The organism is Ruegeria sp. BI12 (assembly GCF_056537985.1).
The window spans coordinates 325,427-345,080 of the sequence record NZ_JBQFSL010000002.1; the positions used below are offsets into that span (position 1 = coordinate 325,427).

Below are 19,654 nucleotides of genomic sequence, written 5' to 3' on the forward strand. Positions count from 1 at the left end.
ACCAGACGATCACTCGCGGAACGCCCGGTTAAAATAATCCGCCAATGGTTTGACGAGATAAGACAGCGGCGTACGTTCGTCCGTCTTGATAAGTGTTTCCACGGGCATTCCGGGCAACAGTTCCTGGCCGTTCAGGCGATCAACTTGCCCGTCTTGCGGAACAACCTCGGCGCGATAGAATGTCTGGCCCGTATTGTCGTCGGTAAACGTGTCCGCAGAGACTGTGATAACCTGGCCGTCAATTTCCGGTGTTTCACGCTGATTGAATGCGGGAAACCGTAATAAAACCGGCTGGCCAACATGCAACTGGTCCACGTGGATCGCATCGACCCGTGCGGCCACCAACAGAGGCGTGTCCTGCGGTACCAAGTACATCATTGGTTCTGCCGGTTGGATCACAGACTGCAACGCGAAGACCTGACTCCCATAGACCGTGCCCGATACAGGCGCTCGGATATCCAGTCGCGAAAGGCGGGTGTCCAGCGACAGGCGACGCTCGGCCAGTTCTGAAATCTGGGATTGAATGTCACGCAGGGTTGAAATGGCTTCCTCGCGCCGCGTCGCCTCAAGCTCGACAATCGCGATTTCGGTCGCTGATATCTGCCCTCGTAAGCGCGCTGCGGCGGCTTCCAGCCGACCAATATCCCCGGTTAGGCTGGCCTCTTCGCGCTGTAGGGCCGAAACACGGCTGGCCTGGGTGAGGCCACGTTGAAGCAGGCTTTGCTGATCATCCAGTTCGGCCTGAATCAATTCGACCTGACGGCGCAGCGAGACAAGCTGCGCTTCGGTGCCGTCAATCTCGCTCTCGATCTGAATGGTTTGTTTGCTCAGCTGTTCGGTTTGCTGGTTCAGTGTGTTTAACCGCGCCTCGAACAGGCGTTGCTGACCGGCGATCAGATCATCCCCTATGCTCTCTTGCTGTTGAATCTCGGCCAGTTGAGCGGCCAGAGCGTTCGCATCTGCGCCATCGCGCTCGGTCTCCAGCCGGGCTCTGCGAGCCAACAATTCGAACAACTGGGCTTCGACGATGGTTTTCTCAGACGACAGAAATGTATCATCCAATCGCAACAGCAGATCACCGCTGCTGACGGCATCACCGTCGCGCACATAGATTTCACCAACAACTCCACCGTCCGGGTGTTCAATCACCTGACGGTTGCTTTCTACTTCGATAATTCCCTGAGAGATAATGGCCCCGGCTAAACGCGTGTTGACCGCCCAAACGCCCAAACCGCCAACAAGGATGGCAAGGGCCGCAAAACCGACCAGGGCAGGGATCGTTATGCGCCACACCGGACTCGGGTTTTTTTCTGCTGTACTTTGCATCAGTTGCTTGCCTTGCTGAGGTTGCGCTTGATTGATCCGGCGTTTTGGACAACTGCGCCCAGAACCTCATCACGTAGTCCGGATTTAACAACCTGCCCGCGCTCGACAACCGCAAGATCATCACATTCCGAAATCGCCTGAGGTCGGTGAGTCATAATGATCGCTGATTTTCCTGCGGCCTTGAGGTCGCGGATGGCGGCGTTCAGTGCCTCTGTCCCATCTGCATCCAGCGCCGAGTTCGGCTCGTCCAGGATCAGCAAAACGGGGTTTCCGTACAGCGCGCGAGAAAGTGCGATCCGTTGTTTCTGACCGCCTGACAACTGGCTGTCATTGCCTTCCAGGATCGTGTCGTAGCCTTTTTCAAGAGTAAGAATTAACTCATGTGCGTTGGCTTTTTTGGCTGCTTTTACCACGGCCCCGGGGTCGGGTTCTTCGGACATACGCGCGATATTTTCGGCGACTGTTCCATTAAACAACGTAACCTCTTGCGGAAGGTATCCGATATGTTGACCCAGATCCGTTGGATCGTACTGATCCAGCGTTGCGCCTCCCAACCGGATCTCGCCTGCTGCTGGATGCCAAATACCCAAAAGCGCTTTGGCCAGTGTGGATTTTCCCGATCCGCTTTTTCCGATAACACCAAGCGCTCGTCCGGGTTCGAGGTTCAACGAGACGTTGCGCAGGGTTGGAGTATCCGCACCGGGGGGGATCACTGTCAGGCCTTTGGCCGTCAGGTGCGCTTCGGGTACGGGTAGTTTGGTGCGCTGTGCTTCGGGTGGCGTGGCATCCAAAAACCGGTTTAGCGAAGTCCATGCGGTTCGGGCGCGTTCCACGACGGCCCATTGTCCAACGACCTGTTCGACCGGCGCCAAAGCGCGACCCAACAGGATCGAGCCTGCGATCATCGCGCCAGGGGTCAGTTCATTGCGCAGAACCAGCAAGGCCCCAAGTGCCAGCATTGCAGATTGCAAAAACAGCCGCAGCGATTTTGTCACCGACGAAAAACTGCCGGTCCAGTCGCTGGCGGCAATTGTCTGTTGCAAGGCTTTTGTGCGCTGCCGCTGCCATCTGCGTGTGATGTCTTCTTGCATGCCCTGCGAGCGTACGACCTCGGCCGCTTGTCTGGCATGTTCGGAAAAGATGTTGGCTTTTGCCGAAGCGGACTGCGCCAAGGCGACCTTGCGACGCGTCAGAACCTGGTTCAGCAACGCGATTACCACCAAAAGCGAACCGCCACCTACCGCCAACCAGCCCAGAAGGGGATGGAATAGAAAGATCGCAGCGATAAAGACCGGCGTCCATGGGATGTCCATGACGGCCAACAATACCGGGGAGGAACACAGGTTTTGGATGGACTCCAGATCCCGCAACGCCGTTGCAGGCGCGGCGCGCGCTCGCGGGTGTAGCGATCGGCGCAGGGTCGCATCAAATACGCGCTCGTCCAGTTGTGACTGGAACCGCGCACCGAAACGCGCCACGATTCGGCCCCTTGCGAAATCGAGCATCGCCATAAGGCCGTACAAAAGTGCCACTAGCAGGAACAGCGCCGCCAGGGTTTCGACCGCTCGTGACCCAAGAACGCGATCGTAGACTTGCAACATGAACAAGGGTCCGGTCAGCATCAGCAAGTTGACAAAGATACTGAACAGAAATGCCAGCGCCAGAAATGTGATGCCTTGATTGCGCGCTGATTGCATTTCATGTCTTGGCTGGGCGGCCATGCGGTTCTCAATATTCACGAACGAAGCTTCTCGTTTTCTGTTGCTCGGGTTGCGAATGGGCTAGCATTCGCGCGCATCCTAGACTCATGTCCCAACAGTGGAAATGCATGTCGTCACGGATTGTCCATATGCCGCCGACAGCTTTAGTAACAGGCTTATTGGCATCCGACTTTCGTGTTGATCGAATTGATATTTTCTTTGATCTTCACGTAGCGCAATTGAGGCAGAGTCCACATGGAAAACATCTCAGATCCCATGACCCGCGTTCTTGTCGTGGTTGCGCACGGCTTTAATCTGGCCGCTACAATGGGATTTATTGATCCGTTTCGAGCGGCCAACTATCTGGATGGGACGCTCTATTTCAAATGGGACTTTGTGTCCGAGGATGGCGGCTATTGTATCGCAAGCAATGGGGCCGGAATAAATACTGTGGCGCTGGGCGATGTCGATGCGGCCGATATCGTGGTTGTTTCAACAAGCTGGACGCCTGAAAAGCATGTAACTCAGAAAACGGGCAACGCACTGCGTCAGTGGGCGCGTAGCGGTGCCACCTTGGGTGGGTTGGATACCGGAGCATTCATCCTGGCGTGGGCCGGACTGCTGAAGGGGCGCCGGGCGACTGTTCACTACGAACATATTGATGCTTTTCAAGAGCTTTACCCGGATGTCAACGTTGTCGAAAACCTGTTTGTACTGGACGGAAACCGGATTTCCTGTTGCGGCGGTAACGCCTCCGTGGACTTTGGATTGCAGATTGTGAAAGGCGTTTGCGGCAGCGCTCTGGCAAATGCGGCTGCCAGATATATCTTTCACGATCGTCTCAGAGGGCCTTCGGATCTGCAGCAGCCACAACACAGCGAACCTTTGGGCTCAACGGTTCCTGCCAAGCTACGGGCAGCCATTCAGGAGATGGAAGCCAATCTGGAAAATCCGATTCCTGTGCCCGAGATTTGCAAGAAGGCTGGGATATCTCACCGCCAGCTGGACCGATTGTTTGGAACCTACATCAAGAAGACGCCCGCTCTGTATTACCGGGATATCCGTTTGGACCGAGCGCGGGGCTTGGTAACGCAGACGGAACTGCCTATCGCCGAAGTGGCAGTCGCATCCGGATTTGCAAGTCAGGTGCATTTCAGCCGTGCGTATAAAGAGCGTTTCGGGTTGCCGCCGACCCGCGACAGGGTGGATGGTCGGGTCCCGTTTGAGTTTCGGGCATGGCCGATGCATCGCAAATCCAAGGGATAATAATGGGCTATTTCCGATTGGCGTAAAATGTAAAAAATACGGCGAAAAAAGTTAAGAAAACGGGTGAAAATGGTCTGACTATTGACGCTGTGAGCCAGCCAATGGGTCGTTGTTTACCCCAGAGCCGTGGAGTTTCCGATGCGCGATCTGCCGTCAAAAGACCAATTCAAACGGATATCCGAAGGTTTCAGTCCAGATCCTTTCAACACGAACTCTTTGAAGGCCGAAGCCTATGTTGATCCTGCGTGGAATCAGGTCGACCTAAACGAAATCATCGCAAAGACCTGGCAATGGGTGTGTCATGTCGAAAAACTCCGCACGCCCGGATCCTTTGTCACGGTCGAGATTGCTGGCCGTTCCATTGCAGTCGTGCGTGATCGTGAAGGCGAACTGCGCGCTTTTTATAACGTTTGCAAGCATCGGGCACATCATTTGCTGACCGGTGAAGGCCAGACAACGCGGATCATGTGCCCCTACCATGCGTGGGTTTATAAATTGGATGGTCAGCTTGTTCGCGCGCCCGAGACCGAGAGTCTGTCCAATTTCAACACCAAGGACATTTGTCTGGATCAGGTGCAGGTCGAAGAGTTCGCGGGCTTTATCTACGTCAACCTCGATCCATCTGCGCGCCCGTTGCGCGAGGTGTCCGGAGAACTTGAGACGGAAATACGTCATTGGGCCCCGGATATCGAAAAACTGACTTTTGGCCATCGCCTGACCTATGACATCAAGTCCAATTGGAAGAACGTGGTCGACAATTTCCTTGAATGCTACCACTGCCCGACTGCGCATAAGGACTTCTGCGACCTGGTGGATATGGACACCTACACAGTGACCACATATGGCATTTACTCCAGCCACATGGCCGAGGCTGGTAAGGGTACCAACACCGCCTACAACGTCTCGAATGCGACTGTGCGCACGCACGCCGTCTGGTGGTTGTGGCCAACAACCTGCCTGATGCGCTACCCGGGCCGATCTTCGATGATCGTTCTGAATATCATCCCCATCGGTCCCGATCGGACGCTGGAAACTTATGATTTCTTTCTCGAGACCCCGGAACCGGACGAAGCAGAGCTTGAGGCGATCCGCTATCTGGACCAAGTCCTGCAACGTGAAGACATCGACATCGTCGAAAGCGTTCAGCGCGGGATGAGCACGCCTGCGTTCACGCAAGGGCGTATTGTGCATGACCCGAGCGGTTCAGGTAAATCCGAACATGCGGTGCATCACTTCCACGGGCTGGTTCTTGATGCCTATGCAAAGGCGGCCCCGTGACACGGTCGAACATTGTTGTGGTCATGGCTGACCAACTGGCGCCGCAGTTTTGCGGCGCCTATGGCCACCCGACCGTGAAAACACCGCACATTGATGCACTTGCGGCCCGCGGGATGAGGTTCGATGCGGCGTATTGCAACTCACCCCTGTGCGCTCCATCGCGTTTCGCCTTCATGTCTGGCCAATTGATTAGTCGGATCGCGGCCTATGACAATGCCAGCGAGTTCCGGGCCTCAGTCCCAACGTTCGCGCACTACCTGACGGCGCTTGGATATCGCACATGTTTGTCTGGCAAAATGCACTTTGTCGGTCCAGACCAAAAACACGGATTTCAGGATCGTGTTACGACTGACATCTATCCAGCCGATTTCGCCTGGACACCAGATTGGGAGGCTCCGGACGAACGGATCGACAAATGGTATCACAACATGCAAACGGTCAAAGAAAGCGGCACTGCTGTAGCGACCTTTCAGACCGACTATGATGACGAGGTCGAGTTCGCCGCACGACGCTGGCTAATCGACCGCGGCAGGGATCGTGCTGCAGGGGATAAATCGCCGTTTTGTCTGGTCACCAGCTTCATCCACCCGCACGATCCCTATGTGGCCAAGCCGGAATGGTGGGAGCTCTACTCGGATGCGGAAGTACCAATGCCGGATTTCACGTTGATGCCCGACGATCAAGATCCTTTCTCGCGTCGGGTTATGGACGGCATCGAGGCGAGTTATGTACCGCTGACCGAAGAAGAAGTTTACCGGGCCCGTCGCGCCTACCTGGCTAATGTCAGTTATTTCGACAGCAAGGTAGGAGCTATTGTGAAGGCGTTGGACGACATAGGAGAGCTGGACAATACCATTGTCATCGTGACCGCAGATCACGGCGATATGCTGGGAGAACGCGGCCTGTGGTATAAAATGAACTTCTTCGAACACTCGGCCCGGGTGCCGTTGATTATGGCGGGTCCGGGGGTGAAGCAGGGTGAGGCCCCAAACGCGTGTTCGTTGGTTGATATGCTTCCGACTTTTGTCGATATCGCCGACGGCAGGGATGACATGCTCGGCGAGCCCGTTGATGGCCGTTCACTGATGCCGCTTGCGCGTGGTGAATGTGATCCGGTTGATGAAGCCATCGGCGAATATTGCGCCGAGATGACGCCATATCCTGTCTTCATGATCCGACGCGGATCGCTGAAATACATCCACTGCGACCCTGATCCGCCGCAGCTTTATGACCTTGCCACCGATCCGCTTGAAAAGGTCAATGTCGCCCGCGATCTGGCATATGCAGAACAGGCCGCTGCGTTTTCTGAAGAAGTCGCGCGCCGCTGGGACAGCGAACAACTTCGCGCCGACGTGATTGCAACACAAAAGTCTCGCCGGGCACTTCACGTCGCAATGGAAGCGGGTGCCGGAGAAGCATGGGATTACAACCCGCCGAGAGACGCGACGCAGGAATACGTTCGCAACCACGTGGACTGGACGGCGGCGGCAACCCGCTATCGCTATCCGCCGTTGAAGGAGACTGACAAATGATGCTGGAAGGCAAAACCGCTTTGGTCACCGGAGGGCGCGGCGGGATCGGGCGCGCCATCGTTTCCCGTTTTCTTCGCGAGGGTGCGCGGGTCTATGCAGCGGATCTTACGCCTGAAGGGTCACTGGCGGCTCATGATGATGATGGCAGCATTTTTGTGAAACTCGACGTCACCAAAGAAACAGATGCAATTGCCGCGTTGGAACAAGTTGCTGCCGAAGAAGGTCAGCTGAACATCCTTGTGAACGCCGCCGGAATCGAGATTGAAAAGACCATCGAAGAAACATCACTTGAGGAATGGAACCTGTCATTCGCAGTCAACGTGACGGGGACTTTTTTGACCTCGAAACACAGTCTGCCCTTGATGCGTAAGGCAGCAGCATCTGGGGCTTCCGCTTCGATTATCAATTTCGGTAGCTATGACGGGTTCATCGCCGATCCGGGTTTGGCCGCCTATTGCGCAACGAAGGGCGCGGTGCACGCTTTGACCAAAGCGATGGCTTGTGACCACGGGCCCGAAGGTATCCGCGTGAATGCTATTTGCCCGGGTTATGTCGATACACCTATGTTGCAGAGTTTTTTTACCGGCGACGGGTCAGGCGCGGGCGGCAAGTCGATCGGTCAGCTGCAGCAGGCAGTTCGCGACGTGCATCCTATGCGTACTTACGGTACGCCGGATGACATAGCCAATCTGGTGAATTGGCTGGCTTCGGATGAGGCACGCTATGCTAGCGGACAGCTCTGGGTTCTGGACGGAGGGCTGAGCGCGCAGGTTCAGCAGATGAAGCTTTGAAAGTTGTAAAGCCGAGTTTCCAAACAGAACTAGAAATTGGTGATTTGACTCTAAGCGATGGTATCGCCTTCGCGCAGCAGGCCGAGGCACTAGTATTGGCCCGTTGGCGGCACATGAGTGATTATTGGTCAGCATTCTGTAAGAGAGGCATCCAGACAAACATGTTGATTAACCTTGATACGGTCAAAGATGTGGGGGAATTAACACCCGCGCTAGAACCTGCGAACAGGGAAAAAATGACCAAAATGCCGGAGGTGCTTTGATGCGATTGGCTGGAAAAAGAGCGCTGGTTACTGGGGGCCGCCAAGGGATTGGCCGCGGGATTGTCGACGCGTTTCTCAGGGAAGGTGCCGTTGTCATGACCTGTGGGCGCGGGGCAAGACCTGACGGGTTGCCTGATGATGTTCTCTGGTACCCGCTGGATGTCGCTAACGCTGACGCAGTTGAAGATCTGGCACACACGACCAATGGCGCGGATATACTCGTCAACAATGCGGGTGTTCAGGTCGAAAAATCCGTCGCCGACAGTTCGGATGCCGATTGGGACGCTGTGATTGGCACGAATTGTCGGGGCGTATTCAACCTTTGCCGCGCCTATATCCCGCGGATGACCGAGGGGAGCTCGATTATCAATATTGGGTCGATTTCGGGCAAGGCCGCGGACCCTTCGATGGCGCTTTATAACGCGTCCAAGGCGTTCGTGCACGGGCTGACGCGGTCGATTGCTGTCGATCATGGTCCTGAAATCCGGTGCAATGCAATCTGTCCCGGCTGGATCGAAACCGGAATGCTCGACGCGGGATTTGATCTGGCGTCCGACCCGACAGCGGCACGTCAGGATGCACTGAAGCGGCATCCAACTCGGCGCTTTGGAAGGCCCGAGGATATCGCCAGCATGGCGGTTTGGCTGGCTTCGGATGAGGCCGGTTTTGCCACGGGTCAGCTGTTCACGGTGGATGGTGGTATGACGGCTGCCTCACCCCTTAATCCGGGATTGTTTTGATGCACACTCAGCATACGGCTTGCCTTGGGGGCGGGGTGATTGGCGCCAGTTGGGCCGCGTTGTTTCTGGCATCTGGCCGTTCAGTTGCGATGTATGATCCGGCCCCGGACGCTGAACTGAAAGTGCGCGCCTATGTAGAAATGGCATGGCCAGCAATGGTCGAATTAGGGCTGGCAGAGCAGGGGACACCCGATGCAATCACCTTCTGCCGGGACGCGGCCAGCGCTGTCGCAGGTGCAGGGTTTGTGCAGGAAAACGTGCCAGAGCGTCTGGAGATCAAACACGCGATATTTTCCGAGATCGAGCCCTCATTGGCACCTGATGCGATTGTCGCCAGTTCCGCCTCGGGGTTGACGCTTAGCCAAATGCAGCGGGGTTGGAAAAACCCGGCTCGTTTCGTTCTGGGGCACCCGTTCAACCCACCGCATCTGATACCTTTGGTTGAAGTTCTGGGAAATGACAAAACGGACAATGGTGTGGTCGAGGCGGCGCAGGGTTTCTACGAAAGCCTCGGCAAGACCACGATCCGCGTCAACAAAGAGGTTCCAGGTCACGTGGCCAATCGCCTGCAAGCCGCGATCTGGCGAGAGGCTATCCATCTGGTGACATCAGGCGTTGCTTCGGTCGAAGATGTCGATAAGGCGGTCTGGGCGGGTCCGGGTTTGCGGTGGGCCGCTATGGGCCCGACAATGTTGTTCAACCTTGGGGCCGCTGAAGGTGGACTGCAGGCTTTTTGCGATCATTTTTCCCACACATTCAACGGATGGTGGGATGATTTGGGTGACGTTCACTTGGACGACGATGTGACCCGACAATTGGTTGACGGCGTTGAAGCCGAAGCGCGCGGAAAATCACCGGCCGAGCTGTCACGGCAACGCGATGCCATGATCGTCGCATTGCAAAAATCAGTTGCGGGTTTGCGCTGACAATTGGCTGCTGTGCAAAGGTTTACGACGATCATCGCCGAGTTGACGCCAATCGGTCCTTTGCCGCGCGCCCAACGACGCTTTGATGTGTGGCTGAACACCGCGCATTTGCATGTGTTCAGCTGCATAGTCAGCCGTTTTCGCCCAATACCTTTATAGCCCCAAGAAGACGGGCGATTTCCTGTTCGGTGTTGTAGTGGCAAAAGGAAATGCGGATGCAGTCCGTCAACCCCAGCGGTGTAAGAACGTTGCCGGAATAGTGGTCGGCCTTTCGGGTATGGGTGCGAATGCCTTGTTGGTTCAAAATCTCGACCACATCTTCGGATGCGCGCCCCTCGATCGCAATTGACACCAGCCCTTCGCGTGCCGGGTTGTCAGCTCCGGCCAGAACGGTGACGTGATCCATATCGCGCAGTCCCGGCAGGTTTCCTGTTCCATTGATGGCAGTATTGGTCAGATGAGTCTCGTAGGCGTGAATAGCCCGGCCCGCAGCTTCAATGCGCTTGCGCGGCTCGGTCTCGCCCGAAACCTCGCCCCCAAGCCAGTCAAAATACGCCACCACGTCCGATACAGTTGCATATGACCCTGCATCGCGTGTCCCGAACTCCCACCCGGTCGCGGGGGCGTCGATCAGCATGTCGTGCGGCAACGCGCTGAGCTTGTCGGATATCCACGCAATGCCGTAGCCGTGGCGCGAAAACACTTTGTAGGGTGAGATTGCGTATCCGTCGACATCATAGGCGTCTAGGTCCAACTGCCCGTGGGCCGCATGCTGAATTCCATCGACGATGATCAAGCAATCCGGCGCTACAGCACGGATCGCTGCGGAAATCGCCGCCACATCCATGCCCATGCCGGTCACGGGCGAGGCATGCAAGATCGTTGCCACCGCCACATCTGGCGTCATCAGCCCGGAATAGTCAGCGGCCGTAACCAATCCGGTGTCGTTGTCGTGCGGAACATTCACGTAATCCAGCTCCGCAATTTCGGCCCAGCGACGCGCCGCGCTGCGTGTGGCTGGGTGTTCGATGGACGAGCCGATTATTTTTGATCCTTTCGGCGCGACAAGACAAGCGGTGCGGATCATGCGAAACAGCAGCTCTGTTCCGCTCTCTCCTGCAAAGAATTGTCCGGAAGACGTGTTCATGAAAACAGCCAAGTCTTCTTTGGCCTTGTTGATCACACCTTGGGTTCCCTGACCCGCTGGGTTTATGCGTCCAGGATTGTCTGGGATCGCTGCATAAAAGGCTGACGTCTCAGCGACAGATTTCAAAGTCAGCGCTCCGCCAGCGTTCTCGAAAAAGATGCGTTCGCCTTGAAACGGGCAGGTGCTGACATGGGCAAACCGGTCGCGTATGGCGTCGATGAGGGCGGGGTTGTCTTGGATCATAGGTTTGTCCTGTGCGTAGTCAGAGCGCGGTTTACGATCGTTCGGTAAGGCTTGGTCACCGCGATAAGATTTTTTTTCGGGAAACTGTCGACATCTTTATCGAAGTTTCTGCGAACTGAAATGTTCAGGCCGCATGCTGCCATCCTGTCAAGCGAGAACGTGACATGATTGCGCTGTACCGTCGTTTTGTGTCGCTATCGAACTATTCTTTCATTAAAAATTCCCGGCGTTTATCCCGGAGATCCAGATAAGAATGGCGTCTTCTGTTGGCATGAGTGTGTGGTGACATATGCGAAACATATCGTGATCAGCTTTCACGACTTCGACTAAGTTTTTTGCCGGCTTGTGCAAACCTTCTGAAGGTTGCTTTTCACTACGACTGGACTCTTTCCTGCAGTTAGTAGATACGCAAGTTCACTTAAAATATGTTTTATTTTCAATAATTTGCCTTTGGTTGGTCTATTTACTAAAAATTTAGTTTGACAGGTGCGCAAAAAATCGCTGATGCTGCCTGCTATCCGGTTCGCGCCGGAAAACCATAATTTTTGGGAGGAAAGAGATGCGGAGACATCTACTTTCCGCAGTGGCGGCGGCTGCCGTCATTGCGGGGCACGGTCCCGTTTGGGCCGACGAAGCCGCAGCACAACGTTGGATCGACGACGAATTCCAGCCATCGACCCTGTCGAAAGACGAACAGATGTCGGAAATGCAGTGGTTCATCGAAGCTGCACAGCCTTATGCTGGCATGGAAATCAACGTTCTGTCCGAAGGCATCCCGACCCACTCCTACGAATCCGAGGTTCTAACTAAGGCGTTCGAGGAAATCACCGGCATCAAGGTCAATCACCAGATCCTTGGTGAAGGCGAAGTGGTTCAGGCGGTTCAGACACAGCTGCAAACCGGCCGGAATCTGTATGACGGTTACGTCAATGACAGTGACCTGATCGGTACGCATTCGCGTCTGCAACTGGCTTATCCGCTGACCGACATGATGGGCGGCGACTGGGCGGCGACAACCTCGCCAACTCTGGATCTGGATGACTTTATGGGCATTCAGTTCACCACCGGTCCAGATGGCAAGCTGTATCAGCTGCCCGACCAGCAGTTTGCGAACCTCTATTGGTTCCGCAAGGACTGGTTCGATGACGAAGCAAACAAGGCCGCGTTCAAAGAGAAATACGGCTATGATCTGGGCGTTCCGGTCAACTGGTCGGCCTATGAGGATATCGCCGAGTTCTTCACCAATGACGTGAAAGAAGTCGACGGCGTGGCAATCTACGGCCACATGGATTACGGCAAGCGTGCGCCTGATCTTGGTTGGCGAATGACCGACGCCTGGTTGTCGATGGCCGGTGCCGGTGACGTGGGCGAGCCGAACGGTGTTCCCGTTGATGAATGGGGCATCCGCATGGAAGCGGGCACCTGTAACCCTGTTGGTGCGTCCGTTTCGCGCGGTGGTGCTGCAAACGGTCCGGCTGCGGTCTACGCGATCCGCAAGTGGGATGAATGGCTGCGGAATTATGCGCCTCCGGGTGCGGCATCTTATGACTTTTACCAGTCGCTGCCAGCGCTTAGCCAGGGCAACGTGGCCCAGCAAATCTTTTGGTACACTGCCTTTACCGCCGACATGGTGAAGCCGAAGTCTGAAGGCAACAACACCGTGGACGACGAAGGCACGCCGCTTTGGCGGATGGCGCCCAGCCCGCATGGCCCCTACTGGGAAGAAGGCCAGAAGGTTGGCTATCAGGACGTGGGTTCCTGGACCTTCCTGAAGTCGACCCCTGCGGATCGTGCTCAGGCGGCCTGGCTTTACGCCCAGTTCGTGACGTCTAAGACTGTCGATGTGAAGAAGTCCCATGTGGGTCTGACCTTCATCCGCGACAGCTCGGTCAACCACGAGTCGTTCACCGAACGCGCACCCAAGCTGGGTGGCCTGGTCGAGTTCTACCGCTCGCCTGATCGTGTGGCATGGTCGCCGACCGGCATCAACGTGCCGGACTATCCAAAGCTTGCCCAGATCTGGTGGCAGCAGATTGGTGACGTGAACTCGGGCGCATTCACCCCGCAAGAGGCGATGGACCGTCTGGCTGAAGAAATGGACATCACCATGGCTCGGATGCAGGCCGCAGATGAAAGCGCCGGTGTTTACGGTGGCTGTGGCCCTCGCCTGAACGAACCGCAGGATCCCGCCTTCTGGCTGGAAAAAGCGGGCTCGCCCAAGGCCAAGCTTGAGAACGAAAAACCGCAAGGCCAGACCGTCAACTATGACGAACTGGTTCAGCGTTGGCAGTCTCAGTAAGTTTCAAAAACCCGGGGGTGCCGGTCTCGGCGCCCCCACCTTAAAGACCAGTGCGATGCACTGAAGTACCGGAACCCACGGACATGATCGAATTACAAGATGCCACCAAACGCGTTGGCAACGTCATCCATATAAAACCAACGACCCTGACGCTGCAAACCGGCCATTTCAATGTGTTGCTGGGCGCGACAGGATCGGGCAAGACCTCTCTGATCAAGATGATGGCCGGGCTGGATCCGATTGCCCAGGGCAAGGTTTTAATGGACGGGCAGGATGTGACTCGGCTGAACACGCAAAAGCGGCAGATCAGCTTGGTTCACCAATTCTTCGTGAACTACCCTCACATGACGGTTTTCGACAATATCGCCTCGCCCCTGCGCGTGGCTGGGATGGCAAAATCCGAAATCGAAGGCCGCGTGGAAGAGGCCGCCGATCTGCTGCAACTGCGCCCGATGCTGCAGCGTCGCCCGCATGAACTTTCAGGCGGGCAACAACAACGTACCGCGCTGGCACGCGCCATCGCGAAAGAAAGCCGCGCCGTATTTCTTGATGAGCCGCTGGCAAACCTGGACTACAAGCTGCGCGAAGAACTTCGCGAACAATTGCCAGACTTGTTTGCTGGCCGTGGAGCCGTGGTAGTCTACGCCACTTCGGAACCCGAAGAAGCGCTGTTGCTGGGCGGTTATACAGCCCTTATGGAAGACGGGCGCGTTACGCAATTTGGCCCCACTGCTGATATCTATCGAAATCCTGAGAACATTGCCGCTGCGCGCGTGTTTTCGGACCCGCCGATTAATGTGGCCCGCGTCACCGTGTCATCTGCGCAGGCACAGCTTGCGGGCGGCGGCGGCTGGGCCGTTTCGGATATGGCGGACGGCGATTACATGGTCGCAGTACGACCGCACCGAGTGACTCCCACCCGCACTTCCGATGTCGATGTGGAACTGACAGGTCGTGTGATTGTCACAGAGCTATCGGGTTCCGATTCCAGTGCGCATTTCCAGCACGGGGATGATGCTTGGGTTTCTTTGGCGGCTGGCGTGCACCCGTATCAGGTGGGCGAAGATCACCGATTTTACATGAACCCGGCCCATTGCCGGTATTTCGGCCAAGACGGCAAAAGGGTGGCCTGACATGGCGCAGATCAAGCTTTCAAACCTAAAACACAGCTACATGCCGACGCCGAAAGGCCCCGAGGACTATGCGCTGAAGGAGATCGACGTGACGTGGCGCGATGGTGGGGCATATGCGCTGCTGGGGCCGTCGGGTTGTGGCAAGTCCACGTTGTTGAACATCATCTCGGGCTTGTTGATGCCGTCCGAGGGCCAGATCCTTTTCGATGATCGCGACGTTACGGCTCTACCGCCTGACCAGCGTAATATCGCGCAAGTATTCCAGTTCCCAGTAATCTACGACACGATGACAGTAGGCGAGAACCTGGCGTTTCCGCTGAAGAACCGAGGTGTTGATGCGGCGACGATCAAACGTCGCGTCGATGAGATTGCCGAGATGCTGGACGTCACGGATATGCTGAATGCCCGTGCCTCGGGTCTGAGCCCGGATAACAAGCAGAAGATCTCGATGGGGCGCGGTCTGGTCCGTGATGACGTGAACGCGGTGATGTTCGATGAGCCGCTGACCGTGATCGACCCGCATCTGAAATGGAAGCTGCGGTCCAAGCTGAAAGAGCTGCACCAGCGTGTGCAGGCCACGATGATCTACGTGACCCACGACCAGACCGAAGCCCTGACCTTCGCGGACGAGGTGGTTGTGATGCAGGAAGGCGAGGTGGTGCAGATCGGAACGCCGGTTGAACTGTTCGAGCGCCCCCAACACACATTTGTCGGCCACTTCATCGGATCACCCGGCATGAATGTTCTACCGTGTGAGGCCAAGGGCGACCGCGCGGTGTTCGAAGGCCACGAGGTGATGCTGGAGGGTCCGACCCACGGAGAGGGGGGCCGCACCGATCTGGGTATCCGCCCAGAATATGTTGGCTTCGGCGACACCGGCATTCCGGCGCATGTGACCAAGGTTTCGGATATCGGCCGCCACTACGTGGTCAGCGCAATGGTCGGCAAAACCGCCCTGAAGGCCGTGACCGAACACAGCGTGCCTGAGCCGGGCTCGCAGGTTTTCCTGCAATTCAAATCAGAACAATCCCGCGTCTACCGCGACGGCTGGATCGCAACCGAGGAGCGCAGCTGATGAGAACAGAAAACCAAAAGGCGTGGTTCTTTGTGCTGCCTGTTCTGGCCCTTGTCGCGTTCAACGCGCTGGTGCCGATGATGACGGTCGTCAACTACTCGGTGCAGGAAACCTTCGGCAACAACCAGTTCTTCTGGGAAGGTCTGGGCTGGTTCGAACAAATCCTGCGGTCCGACCGGTTTCAGGCCGCGCTGGGACGGCAGTTCCTGTTCACCTTCCTAATTCTTCTGATTGAGGTGCCTTTGGGCATCATCGTTGCCTTGTCGATGCCGCGCAAAGGGTTCTGGGTGCCCGTCTGTCTGGTCCTGATGGCCCTGCCGATGCTGATCCCGTGGAACGTGGTTGGCTCGATGTGGAACATCTTTACCCTGCCGAAAATCGGCCTGCTTGGGTACTTCCTGAATGACGTGCTTGGCATCAACTATGACATGACGCAACAGCCGCTGTCGGCCTGGATCACTGTCGTCGTCATGGATGTCTGGCACTGGACTTCGCTGGTTGTGCTGCTGTGCTATGCGGGCCTCGTGTCCATCCCGGATGCCTACTATCAGGCCGCGAAGATCGACGGTGCCAGCCCATGGTCGGTGTTCCGTTACATTCAGCTGCCAAAGATGAAGACCGTCCTGACTATCGCAGTTCTGCTGCGGTTCATGGACAGTTTCAACATCTATACCGAGCCCTTCGTTCTGACAGGAGGCGGCCCCGGCAACTCAACCACCCTTTTGTCGATTGACCTTGTGAAGATCGCACTGGGACAGTTCGACCTTGGCCCTGCGGCCGCGATGAGCCTGATTTACTTCGCCATCACGCTGCTTGTCAGCTGGGTCTTCTACACTCTGATGACAAAGGATGACGCGCAATGAAGAAGCGGTCCCTTATCCCGATCCTCTATATCGCGTTCCTGATGCTGCCGATCTATTGGCTGGTTGCGATGTCCTTCAAGACAACGAATGAGATCCTGTCGGGCTTTTCCCTATTCCCCCAGACTTTTACGCTGGAAAACTACGTCACGATCTTCACGGACCCAACGTGGTATTGGGGCTACATCAATTCGATAGCTTACGTGACGATCAACACAGTGCTGTCGGTGTGTGTTGCCTTGCCAGCCGCTTATGCGTTCTCGCGCTATCGGTTTCTTGGCGACAAGCAGTTGTTCTTCTGGCTGCTGACCAACCGGATGGCACCGGCTGCGGTCTTCGCGCTGCCATTCTTCCAGCTCTATTCCTCCATCGGCCTGTTCGACACATATCTGGCCGTGGCGCTAGCCCATACCTTGTTCAACGTGCCGCTGGCCGTTTGGATTCTGGAAGGGTTCATGCGTGGCATTCCTAAGGAACTGGATGAAACTGCCTACGTTGATGGCTACTCTTTCCCGCGCTTCTTCGTGACGATCTTCCTTCCGAACATCAAAGCGGGTGTCGGTGTTGCAGCCTTCTTCTGCTTCATGTTCTCTTGGGTGGAAATGCTGTTGGCCAAAACCCTGACTGCGGTCGAGGCAAAACCCATCGCCGCAGTGATGACCCGAACGGCTTCCAGCGCCGGGTACGAGCTGGGTCTATTGGCCGCCGCCGGTACCCTGACCATTATCCCTGGTGCCATCGTCATCTGGTTTGTCCGAAACTACATCGCGCGCGGTTTCGCGATGGGACGTGTGTGAGGTTCGATATGCGTAAACTAATTCTCGCCCTCTCCATCCTTCCTTCGACGGCGTTTGCACAGGCGCAAACCGGATGGGGTAATGTCGGCAAGCAAGAGGAGAAGGGCTTCTCGTGGACCGATCCGCTGTGGCCCGATTTCTGGATGGCATGGACACCAGCAACGCTCGCCATTTTTGTAGGAATATTTTCCGCAATTGCACTTATCGGCGTTTTGGAAGGGTTCAAATTTCGCGATGGGATCGAACGGCGCGGTGTGCTGGGTTTGACCACCACGCTAGGCGACCGACTGTTTATCACGCTTTTGGGGTCGGCCTACATCTTTTTGGCCTGGCTCGGATTGGTGGGACAACCGGTTTGGACGCCGCTGTTTATGTCCATCGGCTGGGGCATCTTCGTCTTCTGGAAAGTTTAAGCTTTGCGAAACTGCGAAAGGATGCTTGTCTGTCAGGCATACTAAAAAATGGCGACACCGAGACTGATGCGAAAGAAAAAAACAACAAACTTACTGACCGAAGTAGAGCTGGAGTTCATGAACGAACTCTGGGCGCTGGGTCAGGGCTCGGTCCGTGATGTTCTTGATCGTTTGCCGCCGGATCGAAATCTGGCCTACACATCCGGCGCAACAATTTTGCGCATTCTCGATGAAAAGGGATTTGTAGAAAGTGAGAAAAACGGCAAGTCGCTGACGTACCGGCCACTTCTGGAAAAAGACAGGTATCAGTCGCGTTCGCTACAAAATCTTTCCCGAACGCTGTTCGACGATACTCCTGCAACTTTGGTTGCAAGGCTGGTCGACGATGCGGGACTTACAGAAGATGATCTGGAGGAAATTCGAGCACTGGTAGAGAGGAGACTGCAAAATGACGGCGGTTAAACCGGTTCTCGACGCTTTTCTCGAGTTTAATGTTGTACTTGGGGTGTCAGCCCTGATCTGGCTGACGGCTCGCGCGGTGTTGACGCGATCATCGATGCGATTTGAGTCTGTCGCGCAACTTCGATCACTCAAAGCACTTTGCATCTGCGTCGTGCTGAGCCCAGTTTTGGCAATGGGAGTATCGGCGGTTGTTGGGTTCCTATGGCCGGGACGCGCAGTCGCGCTGGGGGATCTGGCCGTAGCGGCCTATTTGCGCGGTGAGATCGCTATGCCTGCTGCGCAGTTTGAAACCTTGTTGAATACGCGCGAACGTTGGCTTGATCACGTCCTGTCCGGTTCGTCTTTAGTTGTAACCTTTGCACTTATTGCTTTCGCATTTGTATCGACAATCCTGACCGTAAGGGTAGTGCGCGATGCTTGGGCAATTCGCAAAGCCGTAAGTTCCAGCTTTCTTTGGCGGCAATCGTCCAAGGTCGACATTCGGTTGTCGGACCGGATTACCGTGCCATTTGCTGTGCGCGGTCTACGCCGTCGTCACGTGGTCTTACCCAGCCATCTGCTCAATACACCGCGTGAAATGCGGTTCGCTTTGGCCCATGAATTCCAGCACATCCGCGCGTTGGACGTGGAGTGGGAACTTGGCTTTGAACTCTTGCGCCCGCTGCTGTTCTGGAACCCGGCCTATCTGGTGATCAAGCACCAGTTTGACCGACTACGCGAGCTGGCCTGTGACCAGTCCGTCGTCTCGCGCAAAGGCATAGACGCCAAAGACTATACGGCCTGTTTGCTGGATTACTGTTCGCGGTCTCTGACGATAAACAGCCCACGTATTCTTCATGTGGCATTGGTGAACGGGACAAAAGCAAAGCATGTGTTGCGTTTGCGTGTGATTGCCCTGACCGAAGCGCCAGCGACAACTCCTCCGCTGCCTGCTGTATTCCTTGGGCTGACATTATCTTTGACAACCGTTCTTGCCATCAGTTCCGCGTCAGTGCGCCAAACTCAGGATTGGAGCCACGACCGATTGATGCTTTCGACGGTTGTGAACCTTGAACGGCTAGAGGCCCGCAATCAGGGGAACTAAAGTGGTGCGATGATCTGTGGCTTGGCTTGTCGCGCCGACGTTTTCAATACCAAACACTAGGCATTGAACCGCTTGATTGGGTTTAGTCGTAAACATTTGGGTCTGATTGACGTGGCAGCCTATTTTGTCATTTGTTTTGCGCAAATAGTTCTCGAATTGGTTCGGTCTAATTGAACGCCTGCCATTTCCGCAGGAATGTGGACCTTCACGCGGTGTACTTTGTCTACGGTGCGCGGTGTGTGGGTCGACCACGCCACATTGAACAAGTGGGAGGCGAAGTACTCGCCGCAGACGTAAGCGCGCCCCGAATCTCGCAGAT

At 55.9% G+C, this 19,654-nt stretch carries 18 protein-coding genes; 15 read left to right on the top strand and 3 right to left on the bottom strand.

From position 1 onward, the window contains the following. Positions 1 to 9: 9 nt before the first annotated feature. Positions 10 to 1,326 (bottom strand): HlyD family type I secretion periplasmic adaptor subunit, encoded by a 1,317-nt coding sequence (locus tag ACR0AK_RS14820; protein ID WP_480793878.1) that lies wholly within the window; start codon positions 1,324 to 1,326, stop codon positions 10 to 12. Next, the gene (locus ACR0AK_RS14825; RefSeq protein ID WP_480793879.1) at positions 1,326 to 3,023 is read right to left on the bottom strand and encodes a type I secretion system permease/ATPase; all 1,698 of its coding nucleotides are present in this window, start codon (positions 3,021 to 3,023) and stop codon (positions 1,326 to 1,328) included. The genes ACR0AK_RS14820 and ACR0AK_RS14825 overlap by 1 nt, the downstream gene beginning before the upstream one ends. A gap of 279 nt (positions 3,024 to 3,302) precedes the next feature. Between ACR0AK_RS14825 and ACR0AK_RS14830 the strand changes: the two genes are divergently transcribed. The 7 genes from ACR0AK_RS14830 to ACR0AK_RS14860 all read left to right on the top strand — a co-directional run bounded on the left by ACR0AK_RS14830 (position 3,303) and on the right by ACR0AK_RS14860 (position 9,822). Then, positions 3,303 to 4,292, top strand: a complete 990-nt coding sequence (locus ACR0AK_RS14830; protein ID WP_480793880.1) for a GlxA family transcriptional regulator — start codon at positions 3,303 to 3,305, stop codon at positions 4,290 to 4,292. Between the two features lie 138 nt (positions 4,293 to 4,430). After that, on the top strand, positions 4,431 to 5,570 hold the full coding sequence (locus ACR0AK_RS14835; RefSeq protein ID WP_480793881.1) for an aromatic ring-hydroxylating oxygenase subunit alpha: 1,140 nt from the start codon (positions 4,431 to 4,433) through the stop codon (positions 5,568 to 5,570). Further along, a complete protein-coding gene (gene betC, locus ACR0AK_RS14840) occupies positions 5,567 to 7,102 on the top strand; it encodes a choline-sulfatase (protein WP_480793882.1) in 1,536 nt (511 codons plus the stop codon). Before ACR0AK_RS14835 ends, betC begins: the two co-directional genes overlap by 4 nt. Continuing rightward, complete coding sequence (locus ACR0AK_RS14845) at positions 7,102 to 7,893, top strand: SDR family NAD(P)-dependent oxidoreductase (RefSeq protein ID WP_480793883.1); 792 nt, start codon at positions 7,102 to 7,104, stop codon at positions 7,891 to 7,893. The genes betC and ACR0AK_RS14845 overlap by 1 nt, the downstream gene beginning before the upstream one ends. After that, positions 7,890 to 8,156 (top strand): hypothetical protein, encoded by a 267-nt coding sequence (locus tag ACR0AK_RS14850; protein WP_480793884.1) that lies wholly within the window; start codon positions 7,890 to 7,892, stop codon positions 8,154 to 8,156. Before ACR0AK_RS14845 ends, ACR0AK_RS14850 begins: the two co-directional genes overlap by 4 nt. After that, positions 8,156 to 8,896 carry an SDR family NAD(P)-dependent oxidoreductase gene (locus tag ACR0AK_RS14855; protein ID WP_480793885.1) on the top strand — a complete coding sequence of 247 codons (741 nt, stop codon included), beginning with the start codon at positions 8,156 to 8,158 and terminating at the stop codon, positions 8,894 to 8,896. Before ACR0AK_RS14850 ends, ACR0AK_RS14855 begins: the two co-directional genes overlap by 1 nt. Next, complete coding sequence (locus tag ACR0AK_RS14860) at positions 8,896 to 9,822, top strand: 3-hydroxyacyl-CoA dehydrogenase NAD-binding domain-containing protein (protein WP_170559546.1); 927 nt, start codon at positions 8,896 to 8,898, stop codon at positions 9,820 to 9,822. Before ACR0AK_RS14855 ends, ACR0AK_RS14860 begins: the two co-directional genes overlap by 1 nt. A 130-nt stretch (positions 9,823 to 9,952) precedes the next feature. On the opposite strand, the gene ACR0AK_RS14865 is transcribed toward ACR0AK_RS14860, so the two are convergent. Beyond that, positions 9,953 to 11,212, bottom strand: a complete 1,260-nt coding sequence (locus tag ACR0AK_RS14865) for an aminotransferase class V-fold PLP-dependent enzyme (protein WP_170559548.1) — start codon at positions 11,210 to 11,212, stop codon at positions 9,953 to 9,955. A gap of 559 nt (positions 11,213 to 11,771) precedes the next feature. On the opposite strand from ACR0AK_RS14865, the gene ACR0AK_RS14870 reads away from it, so the two are divergent. The 8 genes from ACR0AK_RS14870 to ACR0AK_RS14905 all read left to right on the top strand — a co-directional run bounded on the left by ACR0AK_RS14870 (position 11,772) and on the right by ACR0AK_RS14905 (position 19,335). Next, a complete protein-coding gene (locus tag ACR0AK_RS14870) occupies positions 11,772 to 13,511 on the top strand; it encodes an ABC transporter substrate-binding protein (protein ID WP_170559550.1) in 1,740 nt (579 codons plus the stop codon). Between the two features lie 83 nt (positions 13,512 to 13,594). Continuing rightward, positions 13,595 to 14,644: an ABC transporter ATP-binding protein gene (locus ACR0AK_RS14875; RefSeq protein ID WP_480793886.1), complete on the top strand. Its 1,050-nt coding sequence runs from the start codon at positions 13,595 to 13,597 to the stop codon at positions 14,642 to 14,644. A gap of 1 nt (position 14,645) precedes the next feature. After that, positions 14,646 to 15,719 (top strand): ABC transporter ATP-binding protein, encoded by a 1,074-nt coding sequence (locus ACR0AK_RS14880; RefSeq protein ID WP_480793887.1) that lies wholly within the window; start codon positions 14,646 to 14,648, stop codon positions 15,717 to 15,719. Continuing rightward, positions 15,719 to 16,582, top strand: a complete 864-nt coding sequence (locus ACR0AK_RS14885) for a carbohydrate ABC transporter permease (RefSeq protein ID WP_085807799.1) — start codon at positions 15,719 to 15,721, stop codon at positions 16,580 to 16,582. The genes ACR0AK_RS14880 and ACR0AK_RS14885 overlap by 1 nt, the downstream gene beginning before the upstream one ends. Continuing rightward, on the top strand, positions 16,579 to 17,376 hold the full coding sequence (locus ACR0AK_RS14890; protein WP_170415418.1) for a carbohydrate ABC transporter permease: 798 nt from the start codon (positions 16,579 to 16,581) through the stop codon (positions 17,374 to 17,376). The genes ACR0AK_RS14885 and ACR0AK_RS14890 overlap by 4 nt, the downstream gene beginning before the upstream one ends. Positions 17,377 to 17,519: 143 nt before the next feature. Further along, positions 17,520 to 17,789, top strand: a complete 270-nt coding sequence (locus ACR0AK_RS14895; protein ID WP_438826330.1) for a DUF2160 domain-containing protein — start codon at positions 17,520 to 17,522, stop codon at positions 17,787 to 17,789. 66 nt (positions 17,790 to 17,855) lie between these two features. Next, positions 17,856 to 18,251 carry a BlaI/MecI/CopY family transcriptional regulator gene (locus ACR0AK_RS14900; RefSeq protein ID WP_170559558.1) on the top strand — a complete coding sequence of 132 codons (396 nt, stop codon included), beginning with the start codon at positions 17,856 to 17,858 and terminating at the stop codon, positions 18,249 to 18,251. Next, a complete protein-coding gene (locus ACR0AK_RS14905; RefSeq protein WP_480793888.1) occupies positions 18,238 to 19,335 on the top strand; it encodes a M56 family metallopeptidase in 1,098 nt (365 codons plus the stop codon). Before ACR0AK_RS14900 ends, ACR0AK_RS14905 begins: the two co-directional genes overlap by 14 nt. Positions 19,336 to 19,654: the final 319 nt, after the last annotated feature.